This is a genomic window from Streptomyces sp. NBC_00210 (assembly GCF_045160975.1).
In the GTDB taxonomy this organism is placed as follows: Bacteria; Actinomycetota; Actinomycetes; order Streptomycetales; family Streptomycetaceae; genus Streptomyces.
Map to the genome: position 1 here is coordinate 5,226,627 of NZ_CP108120.1, position 13,933 is coordinate 5,240,559.

Annotated in this window: 13 protein-coding genes; 11 read left to right on the forward strand and 2 right to left on the reverse strand. The window is 70.0% G+C overall.

The window, feature by feature from the left end; all coding sequences use genetic code 11:
- Positions 1-100 precede the first annotated feature (100 nt).
- The 6 genes from OG729_RS23715 to OG729_RS23740 all read left to right on the forward strand — a co-directional run bounded on the left by OG729_RS23715 (position 101) and on the right by OG729_RS23740 (position 5,762).
- Positions 101-469 (forward strand): STAS domain-containing protein, encoded by a 369-nt coding sequence (locus OG729_RS23715; RefSeq protein WP_405808016.1) that lies wholly within the window; start codon positions 101-103, stop codon positions 467-469.
- A gap of 158 nt (positions 470-627) precedes the next feature.
- Positions 628-1,116: an ATP-binding protein gene (locus OG729_RS23720; protein ID WP_360882089.1), complete on the forward strand. Its 489-nt coding sequence runs from the start codon at positions 628-630 to the stop codon at positions 1,114-1,116.
- A gap of 439 nt (positions 1,117-1,555) precedes the next feature.
- The gene (locus OG729_RS23725; RefSeq protein ID WP_405808017.1) at positions 1,556-2,221 is read left to right on the forward strand and encodes a peptidase; all 666 of its coding nucleotides are present in this window, start codon (positions 1,556-1,558) and stop codon (positions 2,219-2,221) included.
- A gap of 9 nt (positions 2,222-2,230) precedes the next feature.
- Positions 2,231-3,136, forward strand: a complete 906-nt coding sequence (locus OG729_RS23730) for a hypothetical protein (protein ID WP_405808018.1) — start codon at positions 2,231-2,233, stop codon at positions 3,134-3,136.
- Complete coding sequence (locus OG729_RS23735) at positions 3,133-4,446, forward strand: hypothetical protein (protein WP_405808019.1); 1,314 nt, start codon at positions 3,133-3,135, stop codon at positions 4,444-4,446. The genes OG729_RS23730 and OG729_RS23735 overlap by 4 nt, the downstream gene beginning before the upstream one ends.
- A gap of 14 nt (positions 4,447-4,460) precedes the next feature.
- Positions 4,461-5,762, forward strand: coding sequence for a hypothetical protein (locus tag OG729_RS23740; protein ID WP_405811254.1), 1,302 nt, complete (start codon positions 4,461-4,463; stop codon positions 5,760-5,762).
- 86 nt (positions 5,763-5,848) lie between these two features.
- Here OG729_RS23740 and OG729_RS23745 read toward each other — a convergent pair whose 3' ends face one another.
- Positions 5,849-7,360: an oligopeptide:H+ symporter gene (locus tag OG729_RS23745; protein WP_360882081.1), complete on the reverse strand. Its 1,512-nt coding sequence runs from the start codon at positions 7,358-7,360 to the stop codon at positions 5,849-5,851.
- A gap of 463 nt (positions 7,361-7,823) precedes the next feature.
- Between OG729_RS23745 and OG729_RS23750 the strand changes: the two genes are divergently transcribed.
- Entirely contained in the window at positions 7,824-8,501 is a 678-nt protein-coding gene (locus OG729_RS23750) for a response regulator transcription factor (RefSeq protein WP_360882079.1), read from the forward strand.
- Between the two features lie 482 nt (positions 8,502-8,983).
- Entirely contained in the window at positions 8,984-10,249 is a 1,266-nt protein-coding gene (locus tag OG729_RS23755) for an ATP-binding protein (RefSeq protein WP_405808020.1), read from the forward strand.
- A 3-nt stretch (positions 10,250-10,252) separates the two neighbouring features.
- Here OG729_RS23755 and OG729_RS23760 read toward each other — a convergent pair whose 3' ends face one another.
- On the reverse strand, positions 10,253-10,780 hold the full coding sequence (locus tag OG729_RS23760; protein ID WP_405808021.1) for a GtrA family protein: 528 nt from the start codon (positions 10,778-10,780) through the stop codon (positions 10,253-10,255).
- Between the two features lie 194 nt (positions 10,781-10,974).
- Here OG729_RS23760 and OG729_RS23765 point away from each other — a divergent pair, with 194 nt between their 5' ends.
- Genes OG729_RS23765 through OG729_RS23775 form a run of 3 tightly spaced genes read left to right on the forward strand, consistent with a single transcriptional unit; the run spans position 10,975 to position 13,832 of the window.
- Positions 10,975-12,093: a 5-(carboxyamino)imidazole ribonucleotide synthase gene (locus tag OG729_RS23765; protein ID WP_405811256.1), complete on the forward strand. Its 1,119-nt coding sequence runs from the start codon at positions 10,975-10,977 to the stop codon at positions 12,091-12,093.
- On the forward strand, positions 12,090-12,626 hold the full coding sequence (gene purE, locus OG729_RS23770; RefSeq protein ID WP_405808022.1) for a 5-(carboxyamino)imidazole ribonucleotide mutase: 537 nt from the start codon (positions 12,090-12,092) through the stop codon (positions 12,624-12,626). The genes OG729_RS23765 and purE overlap by 4 nt, the downstream gene beginning before the upstream one ends.
- Positions 12,627-12,647: 21 nt before the next feature.
- Positions 12,648-13,832, forward strand: a complete 1,185-nt coding sequence (locus OG729_RS23775; protein ID WP_360882070.1) for a dipeptidase — start codon at positions 12,648-12,650, stop codon at positions 13,830-13,832.
- Positions 13,833-13,933: the final 101 nt, after the last annotated feature.

Consider the following 13,933-nt stretch of genomic DNA (forward strand, 5'->3'; position numbering starts at 1 on the left):
GGACGGTGCCGGGCGTACCGAGCGACACGGCCGACGAAGCGACGACAATCGGCAAGTGCGCAGTGATGACGCAGCAAACGACACGGCGAAGAGGGACGGCATGGACCGCGGCACGGTCGGCAGCGCGAATCGGGGCCGGCTTCAGGTCGAGGTCCGGACCGAGGGTCACAGCGAGATTGTGAAACCGGCGGGTGAGTTGGATCACCACACCGCCGAATTGCTCAGCGCGCCGCTCGATCATGCGCTCGAGCGGGGGCGTGCACGTCTGGTCATCGACTGCTCACAGCTCGAGTTCTGCGACTCCACCGGCCTGAACGTGCTGCTCAGCGCGAGGCTGAAGGCGGAGGCCGCCGGGGGAGGGGTCCATTTGGCCGGGATGCTGCCGGTAGTGGCGAGGGTTTTCGAGATCACCGGGGCGGAGGCCGTCTTCACCGTGCACGATTCCCTCGAAGAGGCTCTCTCCGGCTGACGGCCCCCTCTGTTGTTGTTCGCGTCCCGCGCAACGTGCGGCGTGGTGGGTGTTGTCACGATTCGGCAGGGCAGGAGAACCCCGCAGAACGATGACGGCCCGGAACTCTCAGTATCGACGTAATGGCGAATTTGGTGAATCGGTGAGGTGAAGCGCTGATGAGCACCACCCGGCAGCAGCCGCCGGGCGACCGCGGCTCCGAGCCGCACGGCGCCACCGCCTCCTCCGGGGTCCCCGGCGGGGCGGTGCGCCGCCTTGCCCTGGGCAGCGCCAGCGGCATCGTTCCGCTCGCCCGAGACTTCACCCGCCAGGCGCTGTACGACTGGGGGTGGCTGCCCGCCGCCACGGCCGACCGCCGGGCGGCGGCCGAGGATGTGCTCCTTGTCGTCTCGGAACTGGTCACCAACGCCTGTCTGCACGCGGAGGGTCCGGAGGAGCTGAAAGTCGGCTGCGACGGCAAGGTGCTGCGCCTGGAGGTCTCGGACCGGGGCGCCGGCCAGCCCGCGCCACGCACCCCGCACCGGGCGGGACGGCCCGGCGGGCACGGCATGTTCATCGTCCAACGGCTCTGTCTGGACTGGGGAGTTGTACGGGTGCCCGGGGCTCCCGGCAAGACGGTGTGGGCGGAGCTCGCGGCCCCCTCGTAGGGGGTGTCTTTCGGATCTTGCCGGGCTCGCGTGCCCTGGCACGGCACTCCCCCGTAGCCCTTCGGGCACGGGAGGTACCCCCACGCTGCGTTGTCGTCAGTCGCCGACGCTCCGCGTGGACTCTCCCCCTGCCTTCGGCGGGGGGCCCCCATCCTCCGCCTTGCGATGCACCACGCCAGACCCTCCCCCTACGCCTGGGGGCGTGGGGGAACCCCCACTCACTGATCCGGCCTGATCCAAAAGACACCCCCTCGCCTGCCTCACCCCGTTCGCAGGGTGTGAAGAAGGTTTTGAAGCTCTTGTGGAGCACGTCAATACGGCGTGCTCTTTGTCTTCCCTCCCCAAGGTCCCAGGCGTACCTTGAGCGCCCGATCTGATGTGTCGTCAGTTTGTCTCATCAGTGACTTGTGGCGACTTCCGGCGTGAGGGGAACTCTGAGGTGTCGTACCAGAAGCGGACAGCTCTCGCGCTGGCAGCTGCGGTGGCGGGCTCGGTGGTGCTGGTGGCCGCCCCTGCTGCCCATGCCAGTGTCGTAGACGTCGACTACCAGTGTCAGACGCCGATCGGTCCCAAGGGCGCCGTCTCGCCGATCGACATCAAGGCTGTCAAGAGCGGCAGCGGCTACCAGCTGACCATGTCGTTCCAGAAGGGTGTCTCGTCCAGCCCGGTCGAGCTCGGCAAGGGCGCGATGAAGCCGAGTGCGCTGATCAAGCTGGGCGGGGTCGGCGAGGGCACGGTCGCGGTGTCCGGGCCGCCCAACTCGGCGGCGATCCCCGCCAACACCCCCATCAAGATCAATGACTTGACGGGTACGTACACCCCCAAGAAGAACGGCAAGGTCACCTTCACCGCCGGAGTGCTGACCATCAAAGCCCTTGGTACGACGACGACCTGCACACCCAAGAACAACCCGAAGCCGTCACTGGAACTGGACGTCACAGGGGCGACGGGCTCCCAGAACATGCCGTCCGGCGGAGGCGAACTGCCCAGGACCGGCCCGCTCGACTCGGCGACGGCGCTCGGCACACTCGGCGGCACCGTGCTGCTGGCCGGGGCCGCCGGGGTGCTCTGGCTGACCCGGCGCGGTCAGCGGACCGCGAGCTGACCAGTGCGGATGCGTCCGCTCCGCACGCTCGTCGTCGCCGCGCTGCTGTCCGCTCTGAGCCTCCCCGCGGCGCGAGCGGCCTCGGCGACCTGGACGGTCGAGGCGGGCGGCGGCAGAGCGTACGTCTATCTGGAGGGCGTGCCCGGCACGGTGCTCGAGGACAAGGTGTCCCTGACGAACCCGGGCGCGAAGCCGCTCACCGTACGGCTGCGCCCGGCGGATGCGTACAACAGCCGCTCGGGCGCTCTCGCGGTGCGCGGCGCCCGCACGTCCACGGGCGCGGGCACGTGGATCACCCTCGCCTCCACGACCCTGACGGTCCCGCCGCGCACCCGCGCCGAGATCCCCTTCTCGGTCACGGTGCCGGCCGGGGCACTTCCGGGCGACCATCCGGGCGCGATCATGGCGGCGTCGGACGGCCGCGAGTCGGGCGTACGGATCCATCTGCGGGTCAGCGGCCCGACGTTGGCGGCGTTCACGGTCGAGGACGTACGGATCTTTGCCGGGGCCATCCACTACACGCTGGTCAACCGCGGCAACACGGTCCTGACCCCGCGGGTCGCGTTCCGCGTGGACGGCCTGTTCGGGCAGGCGCTGCGCCGGGCGCCGCGGAGCCTGCCGGTGGAACTGCTCCCGGCCCAGCGCGTCGGCCTCGCCGAGAAGTGGCCCGATCCTCCCTCGCTGGACTCGGTGACGGTCCACATCGAAGCGACGGCCCAGGGCGACGCGAGGGCCGAGGCCGCGGCGTCGGCGGTCTTCGTCCCCTGGCGGACGGTGGCGGCCGCGGCCGCGGGGCTGCTGGCCGCGGGTGGCGCGGCGCTGTGGTTCGTACGCCGCCGACGGCATCCTCCGGATCCCGGTCCGCGCTCTGAACGGCCTGGCGGCGACCCGCACTTGGCGAGGGCAGGAGCATGACGATGCACGGAGCCGGAGTGCCCGGAGCCGACCGGCCCGGTCGGCATGGCGAAGCCGACGGCGGGGTCGTCGGGCGTCGCGAAGCCCACGGCGTGGGGTTCGAGGGGCGTGGCGAAGCCGACGACGTAGGGGTTGTCGGGCGTCGCGAAGCTGACGCCGTAGGGGTCGAGGGGCGTCAGCCCCCGCGTGCCCTCCACCGCCTGGGGGTCCGGGGGCTTCCCCCCGGTTACGGGAAAGGGCGGGGTGGGGGAGACTGCACAGCCCGCCGCCCCCACCCCCTCGCTCTCCTCCTCGCCCTGCTCCCCCTCTTCCTTCTCCTCCCCGCCTCCCCCGCCGCCGCAGCCGACCCGAAACCCCAGGTCAAGCTCTCCCAGGCGCAGGCCGGCAAGGGCGGCGACATCACCGTCAGCGGCACCGGGTGGCGGCCGGGCGCACTCCTGATGATGCTCATCTGCGGGCAGGCCGTGCCCGAGCGAGGCGTGATCGGCGGCACCAACTCCTGCGCCAACTCCGACGGCCGTGCCGTCACCACCGACGCCAAGGGCGCCTTCAGCAAGAAGTTGCCGGTCGCCGAGCCGCCCAGACCCTGCCCCTGCGTTGTGCACGTTGCGACCGTCACCGGTGAACAGGCAGTCGTGGACGCCCCGTTCACGGTTGCCGGGCACCCCACCGCTCCCCTCCCGGAGCCCACCGGCGGCAAGCTTGCCGTGCTCGCCGCCACCCGGCTCGAAGGCGACTCCGGCATCCTCGTCTTCTTCGGCGCCCCGCCGTCCCGCCGCCTCGAATTCACCGTCGGCAACCTCGGCGCCGCGCCCGTCAAGGACCCCGTCTTCCAGATCGGCACCGCACACGGCGTGTTCGCCCCGCAGTGGGAGGAGCAGCAGTGGCGCGGCACTATTGCGCCCGGCCAGAAGGTGCTGGTCAAGCTGCCCGTCCAGCTCTCGGCCGGGGCGCACGGCGACTATCAGGTCTCCGTGAAGTACGGCACCAGGGTGCTGGCCGAACAGCCGTGGGGCGTCGGCCGCCCCTGGGGCGTCACGATCTTCTGGATCCTGCTGGCGATCGTCGTGCCCGCCGCGGTGTTCCGCATCGGCATGGCGATCGTGGACCGCATCCGGCCCGGCGCCCGCCTCCGCGGCAACGGCCGCCACCGTACGGTCCGGCTCCCCGCCTTCCGCAGCCGTGGCCCACGCCCGTCCGCTACGGAACCGTCCGCGCCCAAGCGCACCGCGACCACCACGGCTCTGCCGTGGTTCACGCCTGACTCCGCACCGTCAGAGAACCGATCCACGACGAAGGGACATTCGTGAGCACGCAACGGAGGATGAGCGCGGCCGGAGTCGCGCTGATGCTCGGCGGTGCGGGGATCCTGCTGGCCGCAAGCCCCGCCCAGGCAGCCGAGGTCTCGTACAAGACGGAGTGCATCCCGCCGCCGATCTCGGGTCTGCCACCCGTGCAGGGCACCACCAAGGTGCAGATCACCGCGCCCGCCGAGGCCAAGGTCGGCGACGAGGTCGAAGTGGTGTGGAAGTTCGTCGAGGCGGCTTCCAAGAACCCCGACATCATCGACCTGGAGAAGGACACGGTGAAGCCGACCGGCACGCTCAAGGCGGCCGGTGCGCAGAGCGCGGACATCGCGATGGAGGGGCCGCGGACGAACCCGCCGATCCCCAAGAACAGCCCGATGAAGCTGTCCGACATGAAGGGCAGGATCAAGCTCACCAAGGCGGGCGAGGTCACGCTCACGCCCGACGCGTACAACATCAACGTCTCCAAGCCGATGTCCACCGACACCAAGTGCACGCCGAAGGAGACGGTCAAGGCCGCGGTGACGATCAAGGTGTCGGACGGCGGCGGCACGTCGGGCGGTACGACCACGTCCGGCGGCACGACCACCTCCGGTGGGACGACCGCGGGCGGGACCACCTCGGGCGGGACCACCTCCGGCGGCACCGCCTCGGGCGGGGGCGACGGCGGCCAGAGCGACTTCCCGGGCAAGGAGGTCGCAGTCACCTTCGAGTGCAAGTCGCCGGGACCGGCGAGCATCAGCTCCAAGGTGACGATCAACGCCAAGAAGAACGGCGGCAGTTACGACCTCGTCGTCAAGACGGCCAAGGGCGTCATGAACAGCCCGGCGGCGCTCCCCGCGGGCGCGCTCAAGCCCTCCATGGCCGTCCTTCTCGGCGGCGCGGACAAGGGCACCGTGCCCGTCACGGGCCCCGCCAACAAGGATCCGCTGGAGCAGGGCAAGCCGGTGGACCTGCCCGACATGGCCGGTACCTACAAGCCGGGCGCCAGCGGCAAGTCCACGCTCAGCCCGGGCACGCTGACGATCGACGTCACCCTGGGCGGCCAGAAGATCAGCATCCCGTGCACGGTCAAGGGCACGGCGCCTGTCTCCCTGGAGCTCGACACCTCGGCCCAGCCGGGCGGCGCGTCGGGCGGCTCCGGCACCGGCGGCGCGTCTTCCGGCGGCTCGGCGAGCACCAGCGGCGGCCTCGCCCAGACCGGAGCCGAGGACAACGGCGCCCTGCGTGCCCTCGCCCTGGTCGCGGGCACCGTGATCCTGCTGGGCGGCGCGGTGTTCACGTTCACCCCGTGGCGCCGGCTGCGCGGCACGCGCTAGCGGTCCCGGTACGCGCGAAGGGCCGTCGCACCGAATCCGGTGCGACGGCCCTTCGTATGCGCAGAAGCGTATGCCCAGGAGCTACGTCAGTGGACGTCGCCCATCAGCGTCTCGACCTTCTTGCGGTACATGTAGATCGCGAAGCCGGCCACGGCGGCGAGCAGGGCCTGCATGGCGATGATCGCGGTTCCGTTCAGGTCGACACCCGCGAGCGAGAGCAGACCCGTGACACAGTCACCCGCGGTGACGGAGAGGAACCAGACACCCATCATCTGGCTGGCGTACTTCTTGGGCGCCATCTTCGTGGTGACCGAGAGACCGACCGGGGAGAGGCACAGCTCGGCGATCGTCTGGATCATGTAGATCGAGACCAGCCACATCGGGCTGACCTTCGTGCCGTCACCGGCCATGCCCATCGGCACGACGAAGACGAAGAACGAACCGCCGACGAGGACCAGAGCCATCGCGAACTTCACGATGGTGCTGGGCTCCTGGTTCTTGCGGGCCAGCCACAGCCACATCCAGGCGAAGACCGGGGCGAGCGCCATGACGAACAGCGGGTTCAGCGACTGGAACCAGGTGGCCGGGAAGTCGAAGCCGAGCAGGCTGTCGCCGGTCTTGCTGTCCGCGAACAGGGACAGCGTGGAGCCGCCCTGGTCGTAGATCATCCAGAACACGGCCGCGGCCACGAAGAACCAGATGTAGCCGCTCATCTTCGACTGCTCTGCCCTGTCCAGGCCCTTGTCGAGCTTGATGCGGACGAGCACGGCGATCGGGATGATCAGACCGGCCAGGGTGAGCGGCACCAGCGCCCAGTTCAGGGTGTACATGCCTGCAGTGACCACGGCACCGTAGAAGCCGGCGATCACGACGGCGCCGATGGCGACCTTGACCAGAATGCCGGTGCGCTCCTCGACGGAGAGCGGGTTCGGGACGACGCTGCTCTTCTCGCTCAGGTTCCGGGTGCCGATCAGGAACTGGGCCAGACCCAGGGCCATACCGACCGCGGCAAGCGCGAAGCCGAGGTGCCAGTTGTGCTTCTCACCGACGGTGCCGATCACCAACGGCGCGGCGAACGCACCGAGGTTGATGCCCATGTAGAAGACCGTGAAGCCACCGTCACGGCGCGGGTCGTCCGGACCGTCGTAGAGGTGGCCCACCATCGTGGAGATGTTGGCCTTCAGCAGGCCGGAGCCGACGGCGACGAGGATCAGGCCGACGAAGAACATCGCCTGGCCCGGGACCGCGAGCGAGAGGTGGCCTGCCATGATCACGAAACCGGCGATGGTGACGGTCTTGCGAGCGCCCCAGACGCGGTCGCCGAACCAGCCGCCGGGCAGGGCCATGAGGTAGACCATCGAGACGTAGACGGCGTAGATCGCCGACGCCGTGGCCGCGGTCATGGCGAGGCCGCCGCCCTGGGAGCCGGTTGCCGCGTCGGCGCCACCGGAGACCAGGTAGAGCACGAGAAGGGCGCGCATGCCGTAGTAGCTGAAGCGCTCCCACATCTCGGTCATGAAGAGAGTGGCCAGGCCGCGGGGGTGGCCGAGGAAGGTCTTCTCGGTGACAACCGAGTCCTTCGTCAGGCTGGACGCCATGTCGATCCTTGCTAGCTCGGGACGCGGTGCTTCGTGAGCGGGGTACGCGCCCTGCGGGGGGAGGCCGGCACCGGCAAGGGACGTGCCCCACCCCACGCCTGAGGGGTCGCTCCGCGGTCTGCAGAGGGGGACAGTCCACACCGGGATCCACGCCCCTCGCGCTATGTCGCGCTCAGGGCCCGGCCCACAGGTCATTCACTGTCGTCGAGGCTGGGCAAGCCAACCTCGCACAGAAAAGAGACCCTTGGCTCGTGTGCAGGCCAAAGGTCCCGTGTCGTGCTACAGGCGTCTCGCCACCATACGACACGACACTGCCGGATATGGAAGGACTTGAGAGATGGATCACAGGTTTCCTTGGAACCGACTGCCCTGAATCGAAGGTCGTAATCATGATCGCATCCCAAAGGCACAGGGCTTGACGATCAAGCACCAGCGCGTACGTCTTGCGGACTACCATCACCCCATGACCCGTGTACTGCTCGCCGAGGACGACGCGTCCATCTCGGAACCGCTGGCCCGCGCCCTGCGCCGGGAGGGTTACGAGGTGGAGGTGCGAGAGGACGGCCCGACCGCGCTCGACGCGGGACTGGCCGGTGGCGTGGACCTCGTCGTGCTCGACCTGGGGCTGCCCGGTATGGACGGCCTGGAGGTGGCGAGACGGCTGCGCGCCGAGGGCCACACCGTGCCGATCCTGGTGCTGACCGCGCGCGCGGACGAGGTGGACACCGTGGTCGGTCTCGACGCCGGCGCGGACGACTATGTGACCAAGCCGTTCCGACTCGCCGAACTGCTCGCCCGGGTGCGGGCGCTGCTCCGCCGCGGCGCGACGGAACCGGCGGCGGCGCCGGCCACGCACGGGGTGCGGATCGATGTCGAGTCGCACCGCGCGTGGATGGGCGACGAGGAACTGCAGCTCACGGCGAAGGAGTTCGACCTGCTGCGGGTCCTGGTCCGGGACGCGGGACGGGTGGTCACACGGGACCAGCTGATGCGCGAGGTGTGGGACACGACGTGGTGGTCGTCCACGAAGACGCTGGACATGCACATCTCATGGCTGCGGAAAAAGCTGGGTGACGACGCGGCGAACCCGCGGTACATCGCGACGGTGCGCGGGGTCGGCTTCCGCTTCGAAAAGAGCTGAGCCACCCGGGTCCGTGGTTGCCGTGGGCCGGGGGACGTTGGTGGAAGTCACCAGGTTCGTGGTTGCCGTGGGCCAGGGGGCGTTGGCGGTTGCTGCCCGGTGGTGGGCTTCGCGGGCGAACCGCCAAAGGGCCCGGGTTCGTGTCCGGTCGAGCTCCCGCTGCCCCGCCTTTTCCCGCGCGGCGGCGCGGCCCGGCCCCGGATGTCGTTACCGTGGGGAGGGGCCGTGCAGGGTCGTCCCCGCAGGGGATCGGCGGCGGGACCCGGTGATCAATGCGCACCGCCGTAGGCCGCCGACCCCGAGGAGTCGATCCCGGAGGGGACCCGGAACCCGCACCCTGCTGACGCCCGCACCGCAGACCCCGCAGCCGGACCCCCGCGCAGGTCGCACAATGGAACCCGCGGACGCCCGCACCGCGGACCGCCGCCCGGCCCGCGCAACGGCACCCCGCACCAGAAACGCACCCCCCGCCGGAGGCGACCTTGCGTCGACGACTGATCAGTTCAACCCTCGCCGTCGTGCTCGTCGTCATCGCCGTCTTCGGTGTCTCCCTCGTCCTCGTCGAGTCCCGCACCATCTCCAATTCCGCCCAGGAAAGCGTCGACTCCGAAGCCCTCCGGCTCGTCAGCATCGTCGACAGCCGCCTCGTCGGCGGTGAGCCCGTCAATCCCGACATCCTCGCCGAGCAGATCGGGGCCAAGCGGTACGCCCTCATCGAGATCCCCGGCCGCGACCCCATCGAGATCGGCAGGCGCCCCTCCGACGACGTCATCCGCGGTGTCGCGCACGGCGAGCGCAAGGAGACCGTCACCGTCGAGGAGTCCCGCTCGTCCGTCACCCGTGAGCTCGGCCGGACCTTGATGATCATCGGTGCCGTCGCCCTGCTCGCGGTCGTCGCCGCCGTCCTGCTCGCCGTGCGCCAGGCGAACCGCCTCGGCTCCCCGCTCACCGACCTCGCCGAGACCGCCGAACGCCTCGGCTCCGGTGACCCGCGCCCCCGCCACAAGCGGTACGGCGTGCCCGAGCTCGACCGGGTCGCGGACGTCCTCGACGCCAGTGCCGAGCGCATCGCGCGGATGCTCACCGCCGAGCGCAGGCTCGCCGCGGACGCCTCGCATCAGCTCCGTACACCGCTGACCGCGCTCTCCATGCGGCTGGAGGAGATCACCGTCACCGACGACCTGGACACGGTGAAGGAGGAGGCGAGCATCGCACTCGCCCAGGTTGAGCGGCTCACCGACGTCGTGCAGCGGCTGCTCACCAACTCCCGCGACCCCCGCACCGGTTCCGCCGTGGTCTTCGACCTGGACGAGGTCGTCAAGCAGCAGCTGGAGGAGTGGCGCCCGGCCTACCGCAGCGCGGGCCGCGCCATCGTCTGCTCGGGACGGCAGGGCATGCAGGCCGTCGGCACCCCGGGCGCGGTCGCCCAGGTGCTTGCCGCGCTGATCGAGAACTCCCTGATGCACGGCGGCGGCACCGTCGCCCTGCGCACCCGCGTCACCGGCAATCAGGCCGTGGTCGAGGTGACCGACGAGGGCCCGGGCGTACCGGCCGACCTCGGCGCGCGGATCTTCGAGCGGACCATCAGCGGCCGCAACTCCACCGGTATCGGACTGGCCGTGGCCCGCGATCTCGCGGAGGCGGACGGCGGCCGCCTCGAGCTGCTCCAACAGCATCCACCGGTCTTCGCGCTGTTCCTGAGCCGCGTCGCGCGCGGCCGCAAGAGCGACCCGCCAACCGTCAGATGAGGCTCAGCGGCTCACCCGGTCCGGCTCCGCACGCTCCGTACGCTCCGCACGCCGCGGGCCCAGGAACGATTCCGCAGTGTGCACGGCCTCCCGCGCAGGGAGCGCCCGGAACACCCAGGTCCGGTAGGACCAGAAGCGGAACAGCGTCGCGATGCCGATGCCGAGGAACTTGAAGACATTGCTCTGCAGCGGGCTGTCCCAGCCGTAGCCGTACGTCGCCGCGTACAGAATCCCGTTCTCGATCACCAGGCCGATCACGCTGAACAGCAGAAAGAGCGTGAGCTCCTTGGTCCGGCCGCTCTTGTCGCGGTCCCGGTAGGTGAAGTAGCGGAAGCCCACATAGTTGAAGGCGATCGCGATGACGGTGGCCAGGATGGACGCCCGGACCACGGGGACCTCGGTGGTGTGCCGGACGAGGTTGAACACCGCCAGATTGACGAGCAGGCCCATGCCCCCCACGGCTCCGAATTTGGCGACCTCACGCATGAGCTGGTCGAGCTGTCCGCGCAGCGCTCCGCCTCGGTAACTCATAGTGAGAGTTCAGCCCCATCGTTTCGGCAGCGTCAACCCGCTCATGCTAACCAGTGAGCCGCCCACGTGCCCGGCGGCATCGAACAATGGTGTGGCGAGGCTGTGACCAGGGCGACGGCGGCCGGGTGCCCGCGGGCGACAGGGGGTGCCGGGGCGGCGGATACCCTAGGTGGGTGACGTTCCCGGTAGTCGGCATGGTCGGCGGCGGCCAGCTCGCCCGTATGACCCACGAGGCGGGCATCCCCCTCGGCATCAGATTCAAGCTCCTCAGTGACACCCCGCAGGACTCCGCGGCCCAGGTGGTCAGCGATGTCGTCATCGGCGACTATCGCGACCTGGACACGCTGCGTGAGTTCGCGCGGGGCTGCGACGTGCTCACTTTCGATCATGAGCATGTCCCTTTCGAGCACCTGCGTGCCCTGGAGGCGGACGGCATTCCCGTCCGCCCGGGGCCGGACGCCCTGGTGCATGCGCAGGACAAGGGCGTGATGCGCGCCAAGCTCGACGAGCTCGGCGCGCCCTGCCCGCGCCACCGCATCGTGACGGACCCCGCCGATGTGACGGCCTTCGCCGAGGAAGGGGACGGCTTCCCCGTCATCCTCAAGACGGTCCGGGGCGGCTACGACGGCAAGGGCGTCTGGTTCGTGCGTACGCAGGCGGACGCCGAGGCCCCGTTCAAGGCCGGCGTCCCCGTCCTCGCCGAGGAGAAGGTCGACTTCATCCGCGAACTCGCGGCCAACATCGTCCGCTCCCCGCACGGCCAGGCCGTCGCCTACCCCGTCGTCGAGTCGCAGCAGGTCGACGGCGTCTGCGACACGGTGATCGCGCCCGCGCCCGGTCTGGACGAGGAAGTGGCCGGCCAGGCCCAGCAGCTCGCCCTGCGGATCGCCAAGGAACTCGGCGTCGTCGGCCATCTCGCGGTCGAACTCTTCGAGACGGCCGACGGCCGCATCCTCGTCAACGAGCTCGCCATGCGCCCGCACAACTCCGGCCACTGGACCCAGGACGGGGCCGTGACCTCCCAGTTCGCCAATCACGTACGCGCCGTGCTCGACCTCCCCCTCGGGGACCCGCGCCCGCGCGCGAAGTGGACGGTCATGGCGAATGTGCTCGGCGGCGACTACCCCGACATGTACGCGGCGTATCTGCACTGCATGGCCCGCGACCCGCAGCTGAAGATCCATATGTATGGCAAGGACGTAAAGCCCGGCCGCAAGGTGGGTCACGTCAACACCTACGGCGACGATCTGGACGACGTGCTGGAGCGCGCCCGTCACGCAGCCGGCTACCTCAGAGGAACGATCACCGAATGACCAGCCCCGCACAGCGCCCCCTCGTCGGCATCGTCATGGGCTCGGACTCCGACTGGCCTGTGATGGAGGCCGCCGCGCAGGTGCTCGACGAGTTCGAGATCCCCTTCGAGGTCGACGTCGTGTCCGCGCACCGGATGCCGCGCGAAATGATCGCGTACGGAGAGGCAGCGGCGGACCGCGGCCTCAAGGCGATCATCGCGGGCGCCGGGGGAGCGGCCCATCTGCCGGGCATGCTCGCCTCCGTCACCCCGCTGCCGGTGATCGGCGTTCCCGTACCGCTGAAGTACCTCGACGGGATGGACTCGCTGCTGTCCATCGTGCAGATGCCCGCGGGCGTGCCCGTCGCCACGGTCTCGGTCGGCGGTGCGCGCAACGCGGGCCTGCTCGCGGCCCGCATCCTTGCCACGCAGGACACCGAACTCCTCGCCCGTATGCGGGAGTTCCAGCAGGAGCTGAACGACCAGGCCACGGAGAAGGGCAAGCGGCTGCGGGCCAAGGTGGGCGGCGCGGAGTCCTTCGGCTTCGGGAAGTGACCTCCGGGAAGTAACACAGACATGGACTTCCTCACCCGGGCACACGAGCTCCTTGCGTCCCACCCCGTCGTCGACGGACACAACGACCTGCCCTGGGCGCTGCGCCAGCGCGTCCGTTACGACCTGGACCGGCTCGACATCGCCGCCGACCAGACCGGCCGGCTGCACACCGACATCCCCCGGCTGCGCTCCGGCGGGGTCGGCGCGCAGTTCTGGTCCGTGTACGTACGCAGCGACATGGCCGGGGACGACGCGGTCAGCGCGACACTGGAGCAGATCGACGGGGTGCGCCAGATGCTGGCGCGCTACCCGGCGGAACTGGCCGGCGCGCTGAGCGCGGACGACATGGAGAAGGCGCGCGGCGAGAGCCGTATCGCCTCGTTGATGGGCGCCGAGGGCGGCCACTCCATCAACAACTCCCTGGGCACGCTGCGCGCGCTGTACGCACTGGGCGTGCGCTATATGACGCTGACCCACAACGACAACATCGCGTGGGCGGACTCGGCGACCGACGAGGTGGGCGTCGGCGGGCTCTCGGCCTTCGGCGAAGAGGTCGTACGGGAGATGAACCGCATCGGCATGCTCGTCGACCTCTCGCACGTCGCGGTGTCGACTATGCGGGACGCGCTCGCCACGTCGGTCGCTCCGGTGGTCTTCTCGCACTCCTCGTCCCGGGCGATCTGCGACCACGTACGCAACATCCCGGACGACGTGCTGGCGCAGCTGCCCGCCAACGGCGGGGTGGCGATGGCCACCTTCGTGCCGAAGTTCATCCTCCCGGCGGCGGTCGACTGGACCCGTGCCGCGGACGAGAACATGGAGTCGCACGGCCTGCACCACCTGGACACCACGCCGGAGGCGATGAAGGTCCATGCGGCCTTCGAGGCGGCGAACCCGCGGCCGGTGGCGACCGTGTCGACGGTCGCGGACCACCTGGACCATATGCGCGAGGTGGCCGGTGTCGACCACATCGGCATCGGCGGCGACTTCGACGGCACTGCCTTCGTCCCGGCCGGCCTCGACGACGTCGCGGGGTACCCGAACCTGATCGCGGAGCTGCTGCGGCGCGGCTGGTCGGGGTCCGATCTGGCGAAGCTGACCTGGCAGAACGCGGTGCGGGCGCTGCGGGCGGCGGAGGACGTGGCGCGCGACCTGCAGACGCGGCGCGGTCCGTCCAACGCGACGATCGGGCAGCTCGACGGCTGAGTACGGCTGACTACGGCTGGATACGGCTGAGTGCGCTTCGGGGGTACGGGGATCAGGCCCCCGTACCCCCGAACGCACCACGTTGCCGCGAACCCTCGCGA

Excerpts from the sequence above, each read along its gene's own strand:
- OG729_RS23715 (WP_405808016.1), top strand. The coding sequence starts at position 101 with ATGGACCGCGGCACGGTCGGCAGCGCGAATCGGGGCCGGCTTCAGGTC.
- OG729_RS23720 (WP_360882089.1), top strand. The coding sequence starts at position 628 with ATGAGCACCACCCGGCAGCAGCCGCCGGGCGACCGCGGCTCCGAGCCG.
- OG729_RS23730 (WP_405808018.1), top strand. The coding sequence starts at position 2,231 with ATGCGTCCGCTCCGCACGCTCGTCGTCGCCGCGCTGCTGTCCGCTCTG.
- OG729_RS23735 (WP_405808019.1), top strand. The coding sequence starts at position 3,133 with ATGACGATGCACGGAGCCGGAGTGCCCGGAGCCGACCGGCCCGGTCGG.
- OG729_RS23740 (WP_405811254.1), top strand. The coding sequence starts at position 4,461 with ATGAGCGCGGCCGGAGTCGCGCTGATGCTCGGCGGTGCGGGGATCCTG.
- OG729_RS23745 (WP_360882081.1), bottom strand. The coding sequence starts at position 7,360 with ATGGCGTCCAGCCTGACGAAGGACTCGGTTGTCACCGAGAAGACCTTC.
- OG729_RS23750 (WP_360882079.1), top strand. The coding sequence starts at position 7,824 with ATGACCCGTGTACTGCTCGCCGAGGACGACGCGTCCATCTCGGAACCG.
- OG729_RS23760 (WP_405808021.1), bottom strand. The coding sequence starts at position 10,780 with ATGAGTTACCGAGGCGGAGCGCTGCGCGGACAGCTCGACCAGCTCATG.
- OG729_RS23765 (WP_405811256.1), top strand. The coding sequence starts at position 10,975 with ATGGTCGGCGGCGGCCAGCTCGCCCGTATGACCCACGAGGCGGGCATC.
- purE (WP_405808022.1), top strand. The coding sequence starts at position 12,090 with ATGACCAGCCCCGCACAGCGCCCCCTCGTCGGCATCGTCATGGGCTCG.
- OG729_RS23775 (WP_360882070.1), top strand. The coding sequence starts at position 12,648 with ATGGACTTCCTCACCCGGGCACACGAGCTCCTTGCGTCCCACCCCGTC.